Annotated in this window: 19 protein-coding genes; 10 read left to right on the forward strand and 9 right to left on the reverse strand. The window is 27.8% G+C overall.

Annotated elements, in window-relative coordinates; genetic code table 11:
• Positions 1-18: 18 nt before the first annotated feature.
• The 8 genes from rfaD to METOK_RS06710 form a co-directional block, all read right to left on the reverse strand.
• Positions 19-936: an ADP-glyceromanno-heptose 6-epimerase gene (gene rfaD / locus METOK_RS06685; RefSeq protein ID WP_013867462.1), complete on the reverse strand. Its 918-nt coding sequence runs from the start codon at positions 934-936 to the stop codon at positions 19-21.
• A gap of 338 nt (positions 937-1,274) precedes the next feature.
• Positions 1,275-2,372: an ATP-binding protein gene (locus tag METOK_RS06690; protein ID WP_013867463.1), complete on the reverse strand. Its 1,098-nt coding sequence runs from the start codon at positions 2,370-2,372 to the stop codon at positions 1,275-1,277.
• Positions 2,373-2,531: 159 nt separating this feature from the next.
• Positions 2,532-2,759 (reverse strand): hypothetical protein, encoded by a 228-nt coding sequence (locus METOK_RS08665; protein ID WP_157198885.1) that lies wholly within the window; start codon positions 2,757-2,759, stop codon positions 2,532-2,534.
• A 105-nt stretch (positions 2,760-2,864) separates the two neighbouring features.
• Entirely contained in the window at positions 2,865-3,293 is a 429-nt protein-coding gene (locus tag METOK_RS08965; RefSeq protein ID WP_269595249.1) for an ATP-binding protein, read from the reverse strand.
• Positions 3,256-3,630 carry an ATP-binding protein gene (locus METOK_RS08970; RefSeq protein WP_269595250.1) on the reverse strand — a complete coding sequence of 125 codons (375 nt, stop codon included), beginning with the start codon at positions 3,628-3,630 and terminating at the stop codon, positions 3,256-3,258. Before METOK_RS08970 ends, METOK_RS08965 begins: the two co-directional genes overlap by 38 nt.
• A gap of 193 nt (positions 3,631-3,823) precedes the next feature.
• Positions 3,824-5,359 (reverse strand): hypothetical protein, encoded by a 1,536-nt coding sequence (locus METOK_RS06700; protein ID WP_013867464.1) that lies wholly within the window; start codon positions 5,357-5,359, stop codon positions 3,824-3,826.
• The gene (locus METOK_RS08500; protein ID WP_013867465.1) at positions 5,356-6,390 is read right to left on the reverse strand and encodes a hypothetical protein; all 1,035 of its coding nucleotides are present in this window, start codon (positions 6,388-6,390) and stop codon (positions 5,356-5,358) included. The genes METOK_RS06700 and METOK_RS08500 overlap by 4 nt, the downstream gene beginning before the upstream one ends.
• Positions 6,391-6,493: 103 nt before the next feature.
• A complete protein-coding gene (locus METOK_RS06710; protein WP_013867466.1) occupies positions 6,494-9,883 on the reverse strand; it encodes a PKD domain-containing protein in 3,390 nt (1,129 codons plus the stop codon).
• A 228-nt stretch (positions 9,884-10,111) separates the two neighbouring features.
• Between METOK_RS06710 and METOK_RS06715 the strand changes: the two genes are divergently transcribed.
• From METOK_RS06715 to pssA, 9 genes are all read left to right on the forward strand, one after another.
• The gene (locus METOK_RS06715; protein ID WP_013867467.1) at positions 10,112-11,869 is read left to right on the forward strand and encodes a hypothetical protein; all 1,758 of its coding nucleotides are present in this window, start codon (positions 10,112-10,114) and stop codon (positions 11,867-11,869) included.
• Between the two features lies 1 nt (position 11,870).
• Positions 11,871-12,710 (forward strand): hypothetical protein, encoded by an 840-nt coding sequence (locus METOK_RS06720; RefSeq protein ID WP_013867468.1) that lies wholly within the window; start codon positions 11,871-11,873, stop codon positions 12,708-12,710.
• A gap of 142 nt (positions 12,711-12,852) precedes the next feature.
• A complete protein-coding gene (serB, locus tag METOK_RS06725; protein WP_013867469.1) occupies positions 12,853-13,500 on the forward strand; it encodes a phosphoserine phosphatase SerB in 648 nt (215 codons plus the stop codon).
• 158 nt (positions 13,501-13,658) lie between these two features.
• Positions 13,659-14,297 (forward strand): DUF7121 family protein, encoded by a 639-nt coding sequence (locus METOK_RS06730; RefSeq protein WP_013867470.1) that lies wholly within the window; start codon positions 13,659-13,661, stop codon positions 14,295-14,297.
• A 55-nt stretch (positions 14,298-14,352) separates the two neighbouring features.
• Positions 14,353-14,880 carry a chorismate pyruvate-lyase family protein gene (locus tag METOK_RS06735; protein WP_013867471.1) on the forward strand — a complete coding sequence of 176 codons (528 nt, stop codon included), beginning with the start codon at positions 14,353-14,355 and terminating at the stop codon, positions 14,878-14,880.
• Between the two features lie 3 nt (positions 14,881-14,883).
• Complete coding sequence (amrS, locus tag METOK_RS06740; protein ID WP_013867472.1) at positions 14,884-15,903, forward strand: AmmeMemoRadiSam system radical SAM enzyme; 1,020 nt, start codon at positions 14,884-14,886, stop codon at positions 15,901-15,903.
• A gap of 152 nt (positions 15,904-16,055) precedes the next feature.
• Positions 16,056-17,243 carry an MFS transporter gene (locus tag METOK_RS06745; RefSeq protein ID WP_013867473.1) on the forward strand — a complete coding sequence of 396 codons (1,188 nt, stop codon included), beginning with the start codon at positions 16,056-16,058 and terminating at the stop codon, positions 17,241-17,243.
• Positions 17,244-17,423: 180 nt separating this feature from the next.
• Positions 17,424-17,993 carry a tRNA(Phe) 7-((3-amino-3-carboxypropyl)-4-demethylwyosine(37)-N(4))-methyltransferase Taw3 gene (gene taw3, locus METOK_RS06750; protein ID WP_013867474.1) on the forward strand — a complete coding sequence of 190 codons (570 nt, stop codon included), beginning with the start codon at positions 17,424-17,426 and terminating at the stop codon, positions 17,991-17,993.
• Between the two features lie 55 nt (positions 17,994-18,048).
• On the forward strand, positions 18,049-18,681 hold the full coding sequence (gene pssA / locus METOK_RS06755) for a CDP-diacylglycerol--serine O-phosphatidyltransferase (protein ID WP_013867475.1): 633 nt from the start codon (positions 18,049-18,051) through the stop codon (positions 18,679-18,681).
• 52 nt (positions 18,682-18,733) lie between these two features.
• On the opposite strand, the gene ftsY is transcribed toward pssA, so the two are convergent.
• Positions 18,734-19,957, reverse strand: coding sequence for a signal recognition particle-docking protein FtsY (gene ftsY / locus METOK_RS06760; protein WP_013867476.1), 1,224 nt, complete (start codon positions 19,955-19,957; stop codon positions 18,734-18,736).
• 216 nt (positions 19,958-20,173) lie between these two features.
• Here ftsY and METOK_RS06765 point away from each other — a divergent pair, with 216 nt between their 5' ends.
• Complete coding sequence (locus tag METOK_RS06765) at positions 20,174-20,617, forward strand: Hsp20/alpha crystallin family protein (protein ID WP_013867477.1); 444 nt, start codon at positions 20,174-20,176, stop codon at positions 20,615-20,617.
• Positions 20,618-20,634: the final 17 nt, after the last annotated feature.

Raw genomic sequence — 20,634 nt, forward strand, 5'->3', positions numbered from 1 at the left:
ATATCACCAATAATATTTTTAAATATACCTATTTTCCTTTAACCATTCAACATAATCCTTAACGGCATCTTCAAAATTCCATTTAGGTTCATAACCTAAATATTTTTTAGCATTTGTTAGGTCTGCCTGAGTAAAATCTTGATAAAATTCTTCATAGGGATTATCAAAATATTCAGGTTTATAATCAAAACCTAAAACATCATTTAAAACTTCTATAATATGATTAAACGAAACAGCATTTCCACTACCTGCATTTACAATGTAGCTCTCCTTAGCATCCAATGCCAATAAATTTATTTGAACAATGTTTTTAACATAAACCTGGTCTCTCTTCTGTTCTCCCCATTTGAATATTCTTGGATTTTTTCCATCAGCCATCTGTTTAGCCAACTGCCAAACCATTGAGGCCATTTTTCCTTTATACTGTTCCCTTGGTCCAAAAACATTGAAATATCTTAATCCTACTATATGACTGTCAGGATATTTTTTCATATATTTTTTAGCTATGCAGTCACATATCCATTTTGAAAAACCGTATATGTTATTTGGTTTTCCAGCGTATTCTTCCTTTTGAGGAGATTTGGCATTACCATAAGTTGCCGCAGAGGATGCATAAATAAACTTTATATCGTTTTTAACGGCAAAATTTAGAAGTCTTCTGAAACCTTCTGTATTTATTTGCATCATTAATTTTTGGTCTTTAACTGTTGTATCTGTTATGGCAGCCTCATGAAATATAGCATCGATATCTTTAAATTTATTTAAATCAACATCTAAAATACTCTCAGAAATAACATCCCCTTCATAACCATGGAGATTTTTAAAATTCCCACTTGAAAAATCGTCTAAAACTACTGTATCGTATCCTTTATTCTGCAATTCCAATGCAATATTGGAACCTATAAATCCTGCACCGCCTGTAATAAGAGCTCTCATAATTACCTCTCATTTTATTTTGTATTATATTATTATGTATATGTTTATGTATATATATTATTATCGTTTTTATTTTATATAATTTTCTAAATAAAGTATTATTTATTAATTTTCATTTATATTATCGGAGCTCCGAAGTATTATTCCAACTTTTCCTGTGGTTTTAACTCCCCAGTTTTTTTAATTTATAGAGTATCTTTTATTTACCGAGCTCCGAATATTAAAGAACTTTTAAGTATTCTTCCACATTATTACCAAGTGATTTGGATAATATCTATTAATTTTATAGGTTTTCCACCAAAATAATGCCATACAGTTTCTTATTTAGTTAGTTTATCTTAAACTACTCTTTTAATAGCATTCCATACCAAGAATGACTGTGGTTTTAATGTTTCCTCAGTAGGATTTAAGAATAAAATATTTTCCTTAATCAAATAACTGTAAATATGTAGTGAAATCTCTTTTATAGGTATCTTATATTTGTTTTTAAATAATTTTAAGGCGTTTAATACATCTTTTTTATTGATTTCAATAATATTATTTCCAATTTCTATTTTTGGTTTGGAATATTCCATTATTTCTAAAAACATATTTAATTTAGAGACTTCTACTTTAAGCATTTGGTTTAATATATCATCTAGTTTTTTATATCTTATCTCATCAATTATATTGTAAATATCAGCTGGTTTTCCACCAACTAATGAATAGATTTGTTCCTTTTGTTCTTTTGGCAGTTCTGGTTTGTTTAATATTTCTTTTGCTAAGAAATCCATAAATCTTAAAGAGGTTTCCTTATCAAAATCATCAACTAAAAGATGTTTTGCCCTACCTTCGAGCTCCCCTGTATTATAAACATATTCGGCAAATAAACTATCGGATGTTAAACAAAACACATGGCATAAGTGTTGTTCCTTTGTAAGAGATACTAAGAATTGAAATAGTTCTTTTAAAAGATATTTCTGTCCATTGGTAGTTATGTCTTTTATCATCTGCAACTCATCGAGAATTAAAATTGGAGTTTTTCCATTTTTTCTTGTTTCCAACATTATATTATTTAGATATTGAAATGCATCATTTATTCTTTCCTCAAATAATTTGTTAAACTCTACCTCAGGAATAGGAACTCCTGTTAGTATCCGAGCTCCTTTTGTGATTAGGTTTAATACCTCTGATTTATCTTTTATAGTTTCAAGGAAATCATCCTTTTTAGTTGAAAATATCGCCTCTATAAAGTCCTTTTTTTCAGATATTAAATAAGTCCTAAAATTTATATAAAATACTTTGTAATTATCATCCAATTTATTATTTATTATATGGTTGATTAAGGTTGTTTTACCACTGTTTATAGAGCCATAGATAAAGTATATCTGGTTAGGTTCTCCTTCGAGTATTGAAGTTATTTCTTTAATTTCTTTTTCTCTGTTAAAGAATTTCATAATTCATCCCTCTATATTTTATAATCATAATTTTTGGAGCTCTCATATAATAAAGTTAAACCCTATTCGGAGCTCCCATACTTTTATATTTTTAACTCATTTTTTTATTATTTATACTAACATATAAAATGCAATATATAAAAAACGAGGTTAGAAAGCTTAGGAAATAGTACTTTGAAAATCCTTCAACACTTCATTAATTGCCAATAATTCCAACTTCCCCTGTGGTTTTAACTCCCCAGTTTTGATATTAACAAATAGTATATTCTTTTTAACTGCCCAAATTATATCATCCGTTAATTCCTCATAAATAAAACTATCAGCATGTTTATATCTGCCAAATAAAACTAAAACATTTTTATATAATATATTGTTCTCTCTTTTCAATTTATAGAGTATCTTTTATCTGCCGAGCTCTGAATATTAACGAACTTTTACAGTATTCTTCCACATTATTATTGAGTGATTTTTCTTGGATAATATCTATTAATTTTATAAGTTTCCACCAAAATAATGCCATACAGTTTCTATTTCTTCTAAATTAAAATTATTTTTCATTAAAAACTCTTTTGTAGTTTCATAATCAAAATCATCTACTAAGTAGTATTTGTATCTATCCTGCAACATTGCCTCATTGTATATTTTATTTATAAACAAACTATAAGAGGTTAAAACAACCACATGACTAAGATGCCTCTGTTCAGTTAAACTTATAAAAAAGTTAAATAATTTATAAATTAAGTATCCATTTATTTTTAAATCCTCTATCACTTGAAGGTTCTTTGGAGCGGAGCGACAAAGATTTTGGAAAACAAAGTTTTCCAAGACATCGATTATTAGTATTGGTTTTTTCCCATTATTCTTTAAATTCTCAAAAAAACATTTAGTATATAATAAATACATCCTCTGATTTATTTTCATCTAATATTTCATTTAATAGTGTTTTAGGTACTGGAATACCCTCCAAACTGTGTGGCATATCAATTAATAAATCTTTAAAGTATTTTTTAATATTCCTACTGTCATAAGATGAAACCTCAAATAAAACCTTTATGAACTCATCATATTTTGATATAAAGTGAGCTCTTAAATCTATATAAAAAGCAACATATTCCTCATCCAAATTTTTAATTACTTCATTTATTAAAGTGGTTTTGCCACTATTTATAGGACCATATATAAAATATATCAAATTAGGTTCAAATAGTAATAGTTTTTTTAAATCATTTAGCTCCTTTTTTCTATCAAAAAATTCCATGAAACCACCTATTTTCCAAACTTAGCCTTAACCACCATTATGGTTGAGAGATAATTTTATAAATTCCATTTGGAGCTCCGATATTATATATAAGGAGGAGCTCTTCTAATTTAATATCATTCTAAATTATTACCTTTTTCCTAATAAATTTTTTTAGTTTTGGCTTCATTTTAATTTTAGACAGGATTATGTATTATGTAATACCTAGTTTGGATTTTATCAGATTTATAATGACATTCATAACGATTTTAACAACCATTGCTATCTCACCGAATATGGAGGTATTATTTTTTTCCTTAGAAATATTCTTTTCTTTAATGGCATAATATCCTGATTTTGATATGTCAATGGTTATTTTACTGTTATTTTTATCATAAACATAAGGTATGCTTTTCCAAGATTTTATCTGCTCGTCATAATATAGTATTTTTAATTCCTTGTCTTTTGGAATATTTATGGATATTTTAAGAATTAAGGGCTTGTTAAATTCTGCATTATTTGGTGATATGTAGTAAGCTAATGTAATATTTGGAAGACTTACCTCTTTTATCTGTATATCTCCAGCTTTGCTAATTTTTGTTCCATCGGATATTATCAATGTAGCATTTCCCACATGGTTTATTACTGTGCCATATACTATATTTCCTTGATTTTGACTGTTTTTGGTGTTGTTTTCTTTTATATTGTTATTTTTATTGTTATTACTATTTATATTATTTTTATTATCTGTGTTATCTGCATCATTTTTACTTTTATTTTGGTATGTCATATTATTTGTATTGTTATCACTTTTAACTGTTTTATTTTCAGAATTTTCCTGTTTTTGATAGTTAATGTATATAATTTTACTGTTTTCATTGTTGTATTTATCTTTTGCAATTATTTTGAATGTATTGTTGCCCTCTTTTAAAGTAAGAGCTCCGGTGTAATGATTGCCTGATTTTTTATAATTTAATTTATTATCGTTTAAATAAAATTTTACATTATAATCCGATTTATCTTCAACAATTACATCAAAATTAACATTAGAGATATTATAATCTCTTTTTGATGGAGATAATATTGTTATTCTTGGAGGTTCTTTATCCGTGCTATTATTGGAGGAATTCGTATTATTAACTACTGGCGGAGCAGGTGGAACTGGCGTATTGCCTTCTATTGTTATTGCCTTATTTACTCCCCCGATATTCAAATATACAGTGGTTCCCTCTGGAATGTTGTTTGTCTTATATGAATATTTAAAATTACCATTATCATCTGCCTTTACAGTTGTAGATGCAATGATTTTTAATTTTATAGGTTTTGAAGTGTCCTTAACAGTTCCCCAAATTTTTATATCGTAGGTTCCAGTAGGCACATTTGACTGAGAAACTGTTGCTATTCCTTCTGAATTTGCATTGGCACTTTTTGTGACCCAAATACCCATTTTTACAGAAATTGATAAATCATTTACATTTTCTCCAATAACTTTAAAATTATTTGGAGTATTTGGTATCTCAACATTATTCATGATATATCCATAATAGGGTGGTGATACCATAGGATTTACTTCAAACCATGCCTGACAGTTTATATCTTCATTTGGATTAGTCATTCCTGTTAATGTTAAAGTATCCCCTACTTTTGGGTTTGAGGGCGTTATTTGAATATTGGATACTGTTGCATATGCCGATGAAACAATAAATCCAAAAATGATTAGAAATAGTGGTATTTTTTTAATATGCCTCACCTCGACAAAGTGGTATTTTTATCGGTAAATAGCCAGTATGTTTTAAAAGGTTTTAGGTATGAGTTATTTTGGTAGATTTCACCCTCGGTAGATATTATCCTATAATATATATTGGAATTTTTGAATAATTCATTAATTGGAATATTGCCATTTCTAAGATTCCAATCGTTGTTATTTGGTGTAGTTCCTATTAAATTGTACCCTTTATAAACAATTCTTGAATAATTGGATTTTTTGTTGGAGTAATATACATTCATTTCTGTATCATTCTTAGTATATATAAAATATCCATAAAGTGCATTTAAACTATTATTTCTATTTAAAATCCATTTTTGATTGCCATATGATATTATCAATTTGATATTGGAATTATTGCTAAATGATATATTTGAATTATAAGGAACAGATATGGCATTCCATCCCTTATTTAGGTATAATTTATGTCCTGCAATGGATATATTTTTGCTAATATTTCCAACAGTTAGATGTAAGATTGTGGTTTTAGGTATGGCATTTATAACCTTATATGAATATTTAAAATTACCATTATCATCTGCCTTTACAGTTGTAGATGCAATGATTTTTAATTTTATAGGTTTTGAAGTGTCCTTAACAGTTCCCCAAATTTTTATATCGTAGGTTCCAGTAGGCACATTTGACTGAGAAACTGTTGCTATTCCTTCTGAATTTGCATTGGCACTTTTTGTGACCCAAATACCCATTTTTACAGAAATTGATAAATCATTTACATTTTCTCCAATAACTTTAAAATTATTTGGAGTATTTGGTATCTCAACATTATTCATGATATATCCATAATAGGGTGGTGATACCATAGGATTTACTTCAAACCATGCCTGACAGTTTATATCTTCATTTGGATTAGCCATTCCTGTTAATGTTATATTATCATCTATATTTGGAATATATGGATTTATAAATATACTTGAAATAGCACAATTTGAGTTAATCAAAAATAATCCAAAAATAACCACCATTGTAAAAAATGTTATATTTTTAATAAAAATCACCCCTCCTTATGACTTAATAATTATAAAATTTTAATTATCATATTTATAATTTTTTAAATTTAAAAAAGATATATCCTAAAAAAGAAAGAAATAAAATAATTATTTATTGTTGCTCTACTGCAACAATTTTTTTATCTACTGTATCGTAGGCAGTTCCTATAACATAGGCATTTGATATATTTTGTAGTTTTAAGGTAACTGAACTACTTGTTGTAGATGGACTGTATGTTGCTGATGCAGTATCTGGCGTGAATATTGTTCCTACTATATCGTTTATTTTTGATGCATTTATTGGTATTAAATCATTGTTATTTACTACTATTTCTGTTCCACTGTTTCCAGCTACTGAAACATTGAATAAGTTGTTGTTTGGATTTGTTCCAACTACATTTAAGGTTATTCCTGCATTCTTATTTATCATTGCCAATCCATATCTTACATTATGTGTTGGAGTGTCATTTATTGAGATGTTGTATATTGAACCATTGGCGAAAGGATTTGTTCCTACATAGGTTAATGTCATATTGTATTTCATTACTTCAAATCCGCCTACTGCAAGGATTTTTACATAAGTGGCATTCCATGGAGTATATCCTCCTTCTGTAATTACTACGGCTACATCACCGCTGAAATCACTTGCTGGTAATGTCCATGTAGCCTTATTATTAGATACTGTTTGGACGCAGTTGTATTTGCTATACTGGTTCATTTCAATGAGTCCAATTAAATCACTTGCATTTCCATTGAGCATTTTATTTATGGCATTTCTTAGAGATTTTCTATTGCTTATTACTGAAAGTGTAACATTTTTACCATTCATATTTGCATTGTTGTAGGTTATTGTAATGTTATCTCCATTGTATGATACTGTGTTGTAATTGTTCATTGCTTCAATTACTGATTCCACACTTGCATTATCTTTAAAGTATATATCTATACCTTTGTTTGTATCCTTTTTATTAACAACATTTACATTTGCTGTTATATGTGGTAGATTAATAGTTTTAGTTCCTGCAATTGATAATGTATTGTTATCCTGCCCTGCGAATTCGATAGTTTTTCCATTTGCTATAATTTTTATTGCTGGTTTTTCTGCAACTGGCTGAGTTACTGAAACTGTTATTACAGCTGAAACATCATATACTCCATCCGATACTGTCAATGTAATATTGTAGGTTCCATCTGCTGGATAGGTTATGTTTATTGTTTTTCCACCATCGAGGTATGAAACACTCTGAGCTCCTGGTGCTGACCATGTGAATGTTAAATTTTTACCTTCTGGGTCATGCGAATTTGACGCATTTATTAATACATTTAATCCATTTTCGATGCATGGATGATCTATTATTGGTGGTTGGTTTATTGCTTTCATACTCAATGTAAAACTTACTATTGGGTCATCTTTTAAGAATAATATTAAAACCCCATTAGCTGCATCATATTTGTAGTAGTTTCTCTGCGTTCCGGTTCCATCATATTGTGGTATAGCTCCCAATCCTTCCTTATATACATTATCTACTGGGTTATTGCCCACTGGTATGGCTACTACTGCGTAGGTATCGTTTGTAGATTTATTAAATTTAATCTCTGTATTTACCGTAGCTTTATTTGTATCTCCATTAATACTGATATTTTTAACATCTACTGATATATCACTTACATCTTTACTTGCAACAACTACTGGTTTTATAAGTGTTTCTGTTAAGGTTGAAGTATTTTGGATTTCTTCTGCCCTGTCTAATGCATCTTTAACATTTTCTAAATGAATTGTAGTATTTTCTATTCCAGATGTATTTGAAGTATTTGTTGTAGGTATTGCAATATCTAACGATTTAGCCCCTACTGTGGTATTTATAACAAATGCATTTGTAGCATTATCATTTATTTCAATGCTTGTGTTTGTTGTTGTGGTTGTATTTACAACTTGCAACGAAACACTTTTACCTGAGCTCGTGGTTTTTACTTCTATCTTAGGAATTACAACATCCATCACAAATGTTTTATTTATTTCTGGATGATTTTTCAAAGCAAATATAACTTTTGCCTGATATGATTTTCCAGTGGATAATGCTGAGGTATTTTTAATGTTACATGTTATATTTTCAGAAGTATTTACTAAATTAGTATTTGTATTAACATTAAGACTTGTAGATGTGTTTGTTATAGTTATGCTCTTATTTTTATAATTTGTAATGGTTATAGGAATAGATTCATCTACATTTCCACTAACAATTTTTGATAAATATTCTGGACTTATATCAAAGTATTTTAAATTCACAGTTTCAGATGATGTAGTAGCTTGGTCTTTATCGTCATATACTGTTAGTGTTGCAGTATATTTTCCCTGCATTAAGTAATTTTTTGATATTGTTAAACTGTTTGATTTTCCTGAGATATTTTTTATCTCTTTTGTTCCATCACCGTATTTTAATACAATCTTTTTCAATTCCTTGTCATCACTTACATTTATGTTAAATGTTGCCTTTAATCCGTCAACTGAAATATCAAATTTATTTATAACTGGTTTTTCATCTACTGGTGGTGTGTATCTACCTCCACTAACTGATGGAGTAGTTTTTATTGTGGTAGATGATACCCCCAAATTACTTGCAACATTTGATATAATGCTTGATATTGATGTGCTATCACTTGAAACTGAAATCCCTGGTGCAAATGTAAGTTTTGAAATTATGTTATCTATTATATTTTCTTTTGATACTGGAATTGGAGCTATTGCACCCACATAACCCTTAACAAAACTTACTATTGCATCCATTACTGGATTGTTGGTTTTTTCAGCATAAACAACTGCAACATCTTTATTTTCAGCATTAGGGTTTATTTTTGGAACAAACGATAATGCAGTTTTTATAACTGAATCTTCACTGCCTGATGCAATAAATGTATTTTTTGCCTGTGTTGATACTGTATTTGTTATTATTTTTGGAACTTTACTGCCTATAATTACTGCATTTTCTGGTTTTGTAGTTTTTAATAAATCTGCTACTTTATCATCTTTATTTAATCCATAATATACAACAGGAGCTCCGAAGCTCACTGCCACAGGAATTATTTTCTCATCAAATCCTTCTGCAATTACAATATTATTTGCCAATTCAGGCTTTTCTTTTTTAATAACTTCATACATTTTTTGGGAAGTCTCAACCCTTGTTTCTCCCCATATTCTGTTGGTATTTATATTTAACTTACTTATTTGGCTTTCCACATTGTTGCTAACTGCAACTGGACCTCCGACAATTATTACTTTATTAATATCATTTACTTCAAGTTCTTTTTTGGCGTTATCTGATAATTTATCTGTTGGAGTATATACCAGCTTGTATCCCATTGCTTTGGCGTATGGTGCTGCAACAACGGCATCTGCTGGGGTAGATACTACAACTGCTACATTTTCAGTAGTCTCTGAGGCAAAACTCAAAGGTAATGCCCCTAAAATTACTATCAAAGATAGCAGTATAGAATATGCTTTCATAGAAATCCTCCCATTTTTTTATTTGGTATGTATATTGCTGTATGTTATACATAATATATTTATAGTTATTTTATTATATTAAGTTTATTATTTAAAATTTAATAATGTTTATATTAATTAATGTTTAATACCTGATATTTCTTAATATATTAATCTTACTATTCTATAATCTAATATATGGTAGATTAAATTATTATTTTCAGAAAATATAGATATTATGGTGTTTTAATGAAAAAATGTCTATTACTAACTATAATATTATTTTCATGTCCAATAGTGTTTGGCGACCAGATTATTGGTGAAAATGAAATAATATTCAATTATTTTCAAAGCCTTATCGATGATGGACATACCAATCTAAATTTATTAATTGAGGGCAATAAAGCAGAGCTCCTATCTGCCAATGTTTTTAATGTTTCAAAAGATTTAAAAAAGCACAATGTAAATCATACAATTTTAAATATTGCCCCAGTTTTTGAGGAATTTTACAATTCTATCAACAATATTACAATCAATTACAACAATATGATAAAATATAGGGATGTTAAAAATTCACACGATTATATAATCTTTAAAACATCTTTAAAAAATGTTCATAGAAATTTAATGGTTTTAAATGATTCGTTAAATAAAATAGATAACATAGCTTTAACTGATAAGGACGGAAAAGTCTTAAAATTTGATACTTCCAATGTTAGAAGCGATATAAATACTATGCTAAAAGATACTATAAAGTATTCCAATAAATTAAACAAAATCAAACCAGAAGGTTTTGTTATATACTCGGATAAAAATAGCGTTTTTATTAATTCTAATATAACAATATATGGATATGTTGGTAATAACATAATAAATAACACAATAATCAACAAAACATTAAATAAAACAGCAAATTCAATAACTCTCTATCACAATAATATATCATACAATATTACACTAAAAAACAATAGTTTTTCAAAAACATTTTTACTAAATAAACTTGGGAACCATATATTTTACGCAAAATCATCGTCAAAAACTTCAAACATACTAAATATAACCTGTTTAAAGATTCCAACATATATAGATGTAATTTACAATAATAAAGAATATGTGGGCAATAATGCAAACCTAAAAATAAAATTATACGATTATTACGGCAATGAGTTAAGGGATAATATATATATTCATTATTTAAACAAACATGAAACTGTTAGAGCTCCTACAAACCTAAGTATAAAATCAAATTTAGAGAAAAATATAACTGTAAATATAATATATAACGGAAATAATATCCATAACAACTCCAAAAAAACAATCACCATAAATTTTGTGAGGATTCCTACCTATATAACTGCAAATTATAATAAAGATAAAATAATTGGCAACCTATTTGATAAAAATAACAATTTATTGAACAATAAAATTATCTATTTGGTAATTGATAATAAAACATATACTTCAAAAACAAAAAATGGAATTTTTGAATTTAATATATCAAATAATAGCCTTGGTAGATGTTATATATTTTTCAAAGGGGATTATAAATACCTGCCATCTAAAAAGTTAATTAATGATAAAAATATCATGCCATTATTCAGCAAAACCTCCAACAATGGATATATTTTAAGTTTTATAATACTAATTATTTTGATGGTTTTGATATCATACAGGATGAAAAAACATGAAAACATGGTAAATATAAATGCTAAAAGTGATGATACCATTTACAACAATATCGATATAAAAATAAAGAACATATATTCAGAATTTGAAAAATATATATCTAATAAAAAATATGTCGAAGGAATAATTAAAGCATATTGCTCGTTTGTTAATAAATTAAATATTAAAAAATCTTTAACTCCAAGGGAAATATGTAATAGATATAACCATATAAAAGGTTTAAAAACTATAACAAAAATCTTTGAAAAGGTATATTATGGTAATATAAAACCTGAAAAAGAAGATATCGAAAAATATGATAAATTCTTTAAAGAGGATTAATATGCAAAATAAAGCCGAATTTTTACAAAATATGTTTAAATATTTTTTAAAATTAAGTTTTTTGAAGAAATTTTTTATAACATATGTTGCCTGTTGGAGTGGATTTTTATCCATGGTTCTTTTTTCTAAAATATTGTATTTTCTTTTTGGTAGAAATACCTTAAATGTCGCGGGAAATGTTGCATCTCAAAAATTTGAAGTTATATCTGGTGCAGTTTCACACCAGGTTGGCTATAACTATCTTTCAATATCTTTATCGTATTTTATAAGTAATTCTATAGCATGTGTGGTAATACTGTTGGTATTTCCTCTTGTAGCCTATTTGTATAAAAAAGATATGGCAAATAATATGAAAGATAATATAAAAAATAATATAGAAAATAATAGGAGCTCCCTCAAAGATTATTTAAATACCATGATTTTATTTTATATCATAACTGTAATAAATCCATTAACTGGAATTTTGGGTTATAATATCAATATTAAAGATATAGCAGTATTATTACCTCATGGTATTTTTGAATTTGCAGGATTTGCACTTTCAATAGTGATGGGTATCACAATAGCAAATAAAATTCTACCATTAAATGAGATATATATAGGTGAAAATAAAAAAGATAGAAAACTATCCATAAATATAATGAGTATAATAAAGGGGATAAATGATAAAAGCATATTAAAGGATATGTTAAAAATTATAGCTATATTTATACTCATTGGAATTGCGGCATCATTGGAGCCATTGGATTGGCTTATATATGAATATGCAAAGTATAATAATCTAAACATAATACAGGTTATGGTTGAAGTGTATAGGGAATTATTATTTTATATATTTTAAATCTTAAACCCTAAATTTAATGCAATAATTATTATATTTTTATATTTATAAAAAGTGAGTATATTATAGAAATAAAAGAAAATATTAAAAAAAAATAATTAATCACATAATATCAATATATATTTTAATTATTGGTGATTAAATGGATAATAATCATAAAAAAAATAAAAAAAAGCTTATTTTATTTGATTTAGACAGCACATTAATCGACTGTGAAACAATAGACGAGATAGCGAAGTTAGCTGGTGTTGGAGATGAGGTGGAAAAAATAACTAAGGAAGCCATGGACGGAAAATTGGATTTTGGAGAAGCTTTGAGAAAAAGAGTATCGCTTTTAAAAGGTCTCCCTTTGGAAAATATACGGGAATTGGTTTTAAATCTAAAATTCACAAAAGGAGCAGAGGAAACAGTTAAAGAACTTAAAAAAAGAGGATATGTAGTAGGTGTTGTAAGTGGGGGTTTTACGATAGCCACAGACAGAGTAAAAGATATCCTTGGTCTTGACTATGCCTATTCAAATGAACTTATAACAAAAGATGGAAAATTAACTGGGGAAGTGGTAGGACCTATTATGAGCTCATATGCAAAGGGGGAAATATTAGAAAAAATAGCAAAAAAAGAAGGTATCGATTTAAAAGATACCGTAGTTGTAGGGGATGGTGCAAATGATATAAGTATGTTTAAAAAGGCAGGTTTAAAAATAGCATTTTGTGCAAAGGATATTTTAAAGAAAAATGCTGATATATGCATAGATAAAAAGGATTTAAGAGAAATTTTAAAGTATGTGTAAAAATGTAAAATATATACCTAATATAAAAATATGAAAAATATGACCTATTTATAAAAATATGAACATAAATATAACTATAAATATGACTTAATAAATCTAAAAATATTTATATATCAACAGTAGTATAATATATAATATCCAAAATTTGGGTGTGAAAAATGGAAACAACTACCAACATAAAAAAAGAAGAATTAAAAACATTAAATGATAAAATAAAAGAGCTCTATGAAAAGGCAAAAGAATTAAAGGAAAAAAGAAATAATGCAAATGAAGAGGTAAAATTACATAAAGAAAAAAGAGAAAACATTAATAAAATAGTTAAAGAAAAAATAGAACTTATAAGAAATCTAAAAAAAGAAAGGGGAGAGTTATTAATTGAATTTAAAGAATTGAAGGTAAATAAGGATTCAATAAATCAAAAGATACAACAATTGGAAACAATAATTGAAACCAAATGCCCATCATTAGAAAAAGAGAGAGAATTAGTTGCTGAAATTGAATCATACAAAAAACTTCTTGAAAAAAGCAATGTTATTGACGAATTAAACAAGAAAATAGCCGAAATTTCAGAAGAAATCTCAGAATTCGTTAAAAAATCAGCAGAAGAACATAAGCAAGTCCTTGAAAATGCAAAAATAAGTGCAGAAAGTCATCAAAAGTTGATAGAGATATATTCTCAAATAAATAAATTAAAAGAAAAATCCAAGGAATTGTATAAAAAATTGAAGGAACATAACAATAAAGAAAACATAACAGAAAGAGAAGAAAAAGAAGAAAATAACAAAAATCCAGAATAATATATAAGCAATAAACCAGTAAAACAGTAAATAATAAATAACAAGAGTGTTAATAATGGCAGATGCAATAATAAAGCCATATAAGGTAATTAATGAACTTTCAAAAAAATACCACCTAAGGAATGAGGAAAAAATACTCCTTGGGACTGATGGAAGCATTACAAACATTTTGGAAATATTGTTCAATGATGAAGTTGTTGTAAAAACCATATATCAAGAGATTATAAACAATGTAAATTATAGAAGTGTTATACTTGAAATTAAGGGAATTCCTTTGATATATGCAACTTCAAAAATTCCCCTTAAAAATATTAACGACGATAATATAAGGGAAAATATAAAAAAAGACCTGCTATCTGCTGATATACCTATTGGAAAAATATTAAAGATACATAATTTAGAAACGCGAAGAGAAATTAAAAATATCTATTATGGGGATATAGATAATACGGTTAAATTATACCTTAAAACAGACAAAAATGCACTACCTCAAAGAACCTATGATATAATTTATAACAACAGAGTTCTTATGGAAATTACAGAAATATTTAATATAGCAGATTATTTAAAAAATGGGGGTTAAATCATGCAATCAGAACTTCACGAAGCAATGTTTTATGATATATTGGAAGGCAATAAGGTTAGGTGCAATATTTGTTCAAGGCACTGCATAATACCTGAGGGAAAAAGGGGATTTTGTAAAGGAAGAGAAAATATAAATGGTAAATTGTATGCTATAAATTATGGAAAGGTATGCTCTGCTGCAATTGACCCCATAGAAAAAAAACCACTGTTTCATTTTCATCCCGGTTCTTCGGTGTTTTCAATTGCCACAGGAGGTTGTAATTTTAGATGCAAACACTGCCAAAATTGGCAGATAAGTCAGTTTCCACCAGATGAAATACCATATAATGAGTTATATCCCAAGGATATTGTAGAAACAGCTTTAAGATACAAATGCGATGGGATAGCATATACATATACGGAGCCTACAATATTTTATGAGCTCATGTATGATACGGCAAACATTGCAAGGGAAAATGGACTATACAATGTGATGATAACAAATGGATATATCGAAGAAGAGCCGCTTAAACATTTAAAAATAGATGCCATGAACATAGATATAAAAGGTAATGAAAAATTTTATAAGGAAATATGTGCTGCGAAATTAGAACCTGTATTAAAAACATGTATTGTTGCAAAGAAACTGGGCATACATGTGGAAATAACCAATTTAATAATTCCAACCTATAACGACAATATAGAGGATATAAGAAATATAATAGAATTTGTAAGGGATAAATTAGGTAAAGAAACTCCGCTTCATTTTACGAGATTTCATCCAGATTATAAATTAACTAATATTCCACCAACTCCTGTGGAAATACTTGTGAAAGCAAGGGAACTAGCACTTGAAGAAGGTTTAAAATATGTATATATTGGAAATGTCCCAGGTCATGACGGAGAAAATACTTACTGCCCAAACTGCGGAGCTCTGCTAATTGATAGAACTGGATTTTCAATAATCAAAAACAACCTGGATACTTCAACAGGAGCTCCGAGATGTCCAGAATGTGGGGAAATTATTGATATTATTATTTAAATCTCCATATATATTCATTTCCTTATAATTTATTTCTCTCTTATTAATATTATTATTCTTGTAAATTTATTTATTATCTTATTTTTATTTTTATTTTTTTATTAATTTTTTTATTCATTATATTTCTTATTTCAACTAATTTGTGATAAGGTATGGAAATTAAAGGAAATATTAAAGAAAAAGAATATTTTGGTATAAACAAAAATGTTTTTCTGTTGAGTATTGTAAGTTTTATAACAGATGTAAGTAGCGAAATGATTATGCCTATTTTGCCAATGTTTATTTCATCATTGGGGGGTTCAAGTGTAATTATAGGTTTAGTTGGAGGACTGAGGGACAGTATAGCCAGCATCTTAAAAGTAATATCAGGATATTACTCCGACAGAACAGGTAAAAAAAAGATTTTCGTTCTTTTGGGATATTTTACATCCTCGATATTTAAATTACTATTATCATTTTCAAAGACATGGTTAGGTATTTTATCTTTTGCAGTGTTAGAAAGGGTTGGAAAAGGCATTAGAACAGCACCAAGGGATGCTATAATAGCGGATTCCACAGTAGGAAAAAGAGGAAAGGGTTTTGGTATTCATAGAGCATTTGATACCTTGGGAGCTATTATTGGTTCCATAACAGTCTTTATATTGTATTGGTTTTTAAAATATGGATTTAATGAAATCATATTTATTGCCGCCATAATTTCATTCTTTGCAGTAATTCCTATTTATTTTGTTAAAGAACCAAAAAGCAATAAATCGTATTTATCACTAAGATTAAGTTTAAAAAGTTTATCTAAACCCCTTAAATTGTTTATATTGGTTTCAGCCATATTTACATTAGCCAATTTTAGTTATATGTTTTTTATATTACGAGCTCAGGAATATTTCGTAGGAAAATTATCTGTGGGAATCCCTATTTTATTGTATGTTTTATTCAATATATTTTATGCATCATTTGCCATCCCATTTGGAATTCTTTCGGATAAAATAGGTAGGAAAAAGGTTATTATTTCAGGTTATTTTTTGTATGGATTAACTTCTTTTGGTTTTGCATATCTCCATTCTTTAAGTTGGTTTATAGTATTATTTGCATTATACGGTATATCCTATGCTATAATCCAAGGAAATCAGCGGGCTTATGTTTCTGACCTGAGCTCCGGCAATATAAGAGGCACTGCACTTGGAACATTTCACACGGTTATAGGATTGGCAAGCCTACCTTCGAGTTTAATTGCAGGATGTTTATGGCAAATTAACCCATCTATAACTTTTATATATGGAGGAATCTTGGCATTTATTTCGGCTGTGATATTTATATCATATATTTTTAAATATAAACTATGATAGATATGATGTGATAAAATAATAATTAATAAAATAAAAATAAGATAATAAATAATAAAATAAAAAATAGATAAATTTTATAGATAATTTATAGTAAATAATTTTATGTAGTTTATAATTTCCTTAAATTTAAAATTTAATCTATTAAAATTTAATTTATGTACATATAATAGTGAAAATATGTTCAAAGAAGATAAAAAAAGGACTATGGAAAAGTTAAATGAGGCTATAAAAAACAACCTTGTTGATGAAGGCGTAATGTTCATAGTGAATAAGATAAATGAAATGGATAATTACTATACCACGAGCTCCTGTATAGGAAGATGTGGTATTATGGAATTTCCAAAAAATAAAAATCCTAAGATATATTCAAAATGGCTTGGGAAATGGCACCATTACGCCAATGAAAAAGAATTATTTGAAGCTCTAAATAAAAGGTCTAAGGATTTTGAAAATATGGTCTTTGTCATGAATTCTCCAATTCTCCATGTTGCTTCAAAGGATATATATTATGCAAAAAAACTTTTAGAACTTGCAATCCATAACGGTTTAAAGGCATCATCTATAAAATCTATAACTGATAGGAGAATAATAGTTGAAATATTAAGCACCTATAAAATGGATGTTCCAATAGGTATAAATGGTGAGCTCATAGTGAATGATGATTATTTAAAAATATTGTTAGATGTGGGGAATAAAAAACTCGAAAAATCAAGAAGATGTTTGAATCGATTTTACAAAAAGTTATAAAATAAAAATTAAAAATAAAAATTAAAATCATTTATAAAAAATAAAAGATGATAAGATGTTCAAAATTAAGAATATTATCACCATATCGGATTATGTAACTGTTATAAATATTGTTTTTGGTATGCTTGCCATATTGTTTCAGGATTTTAGATTTATATATCTGGCGATAGTTTTTGATGCCATGGATGGTTATGTTGCGAGAAAAACAAATACTGTATCAGATTTTGGGGCAGAATTGGATAGTATCTGCGATGTTGTTAGTTTTGGAGTAGCTCCTGCTTACTTACTTTATTACTATTTTGAAGGAACCTTTGGATTAATAGCCTCATTAATATTTCTTATATGCGGAGCTCTGAGGCTGGCAAGATTTGGTATATTGGATGTTAGGTATTTTGTCGGATTACCCATACCTGCGGGAGCTCTTATTTTAAGTGTTACCTGTGAGTTATTTTTAAAATATAATATCGTAAATTATAACCTGGCTTCTATAATCGTTCCAATATTGGCAATAATATTTGGGTTGTTAATGATAAGCGATATTAGATATCCAAAATATCCCAATAAAATAGGAATGATTATATTTGCAATATCTTTAATCTTAGCATTATTTGGAATATTTGAACCATTGGCAATCTGTGCTATTGGATATGTAGGATATGGTATTTTAAAATGGGATATTGAAAAATAATAATAAAAAATAATAAATAAAATTAAAAAATAACTAAATTAATAACATGCGGTTAAAATTCCCTTTCAGTAGAATATTTGACTTCCTCATCTCCAAATAATTTATTTACCATCCAATCTACATTAAATTCTTCTAAATCTTCATATCTTTGACCCACTCCTAAGAATAAAATAGGCTTTCCAATTGCATAGGCAATGGATAGAGCTGCACCACCTTTTGCATCGGCATCTACTTTTGTTAGAATTACCCCATCTATATTTACAGCATTGTTAAATTCCTCAGCCTGATTTATGGCATCATTTCCAGCAAGGGAGTCACCCACAAATACAACCAAATCTGGTTTTGTTACCCTAACTACCTTTTTAATCTCATCCATTAAGTTAATATTTGTAGCCTGTCGTCCAGCAGTGTCTGCTAAAACCACATCTATTCCTCTGGCTTTTGCATGCTGTATTGCATCGTATATTACTGCGGCACTATCTGCACCTTTTTGATGTTTTATAACTCTAACTCCAATGTTCTTAGCATGCTCTTCGAGTTGTTCAATGGCTCCTGCTCTAAATGTATCGCCTGCTGCTAAAACTACGGAGTATCCTTTATTTTTTAATTTATGTGCCAATTTAGCTATTGATGTAGTTTTTCCAGTTCCATTTATACCTACAAATACTATTACAACGGGTTCTTTTGATTTTTTCTTTTCCTCTATGAGCTCATATATATCCATATTCTTTTGAGATAATATTTCTTTTATGGCATTTTTTAGAGCATTTATTGTAATTTCTTCAGGGTTATCCTTTGCTGTTATTTTTGTTCCTACAAGTTGATTTTTTAACGATTCAACAAGCCTTTCAACAACATCATACGCCACATCAGCCTCCAATAATTCCAATTCCAATTCTTCTAAAATATCTGCTATATCGTCCTCAGTCAGTATTACATCTTTACCAAGGACTTTTTTTATAGTTTTTGTTAGTTTAAACTTATCAAAAAATCCTATTTTTTCTTTTTTTTCTATCTCCTCTTCTAATTTAGAGGGACTTTCTATTTGTGCATTATATTTAGCTACAACTCCTGTATCTTTTGTATATGCCTCTGTTTTAGATTGTGCTACTTCTGATAATTCATTTTCCTTTTTATTAAGTATTTCCTTTTTTTCATTATTTATCTTATTTATTTTATTTCCTTCTGTCTTTTCTTCTTCATTTCCCTTTGAATAAATTTTATCGGCAATTTTTGAGACAGTCTTACTTAATTTTTTCTTTAAGCTTCCAAACATAATATCACCGTAATAAATATAATATAATATATAATAAATGTAATAAAGATAATAACTAAATATAAAATAGATAGTATATCTGTTCAGTAATGTTTTTTATTTTTTCATTTTTATAGTTATTTTATTATATGGTTGTGCCATATTAATGCACTAAACCAAAATATTTATATAGAACCATTACGGTATATTAACATAGAAAAAAATGGGGTGAAAGTTATGTTTGGAAGAGATCCATTTTCAGAAATTGAAAAATTAATGAGTGAAATGTTCATGTCTCCAATGGCTGGAATGAGAACTATGAAAACCATGAGCTCAGGTCTTGAAATTTCAGGTAAGGGATACATGCCAATTACATTAATTGAAGGGGATAATAATGTAAAGGTCATAGCAATGATTCCTGGGGTAAATAAAGAAGATATAGTTGTTAATGCTGTTGGAGATACCTTGGAAATCAGAGCTAAAAGAGCACCATTGATGATAACCGAATCCGAAAGAATTGTTTATTCAGAAATTCCAGAAGATGAAGAAATATACAGAACAATAAAATTACCTGCAACTGTAAAAGAGGATAATGCATCTGCTAAATTTGAGAATGGAATGCTTATAGTAGAATTACCAAAAAGCGAAGTATCTATCAAAAAAGGTATCAACATTGAATAATGTTAATTTTAAATTAT

The organism is Methanothermococcus okinawensis IH1, from assembly GCF_000179575.2.
GTDB lineage: Archaea > AGJL01 > Methanococci > Methanococcales > Methanococcaceae > Methanofervidicoccus > Methanofervidicoccus okinawensis.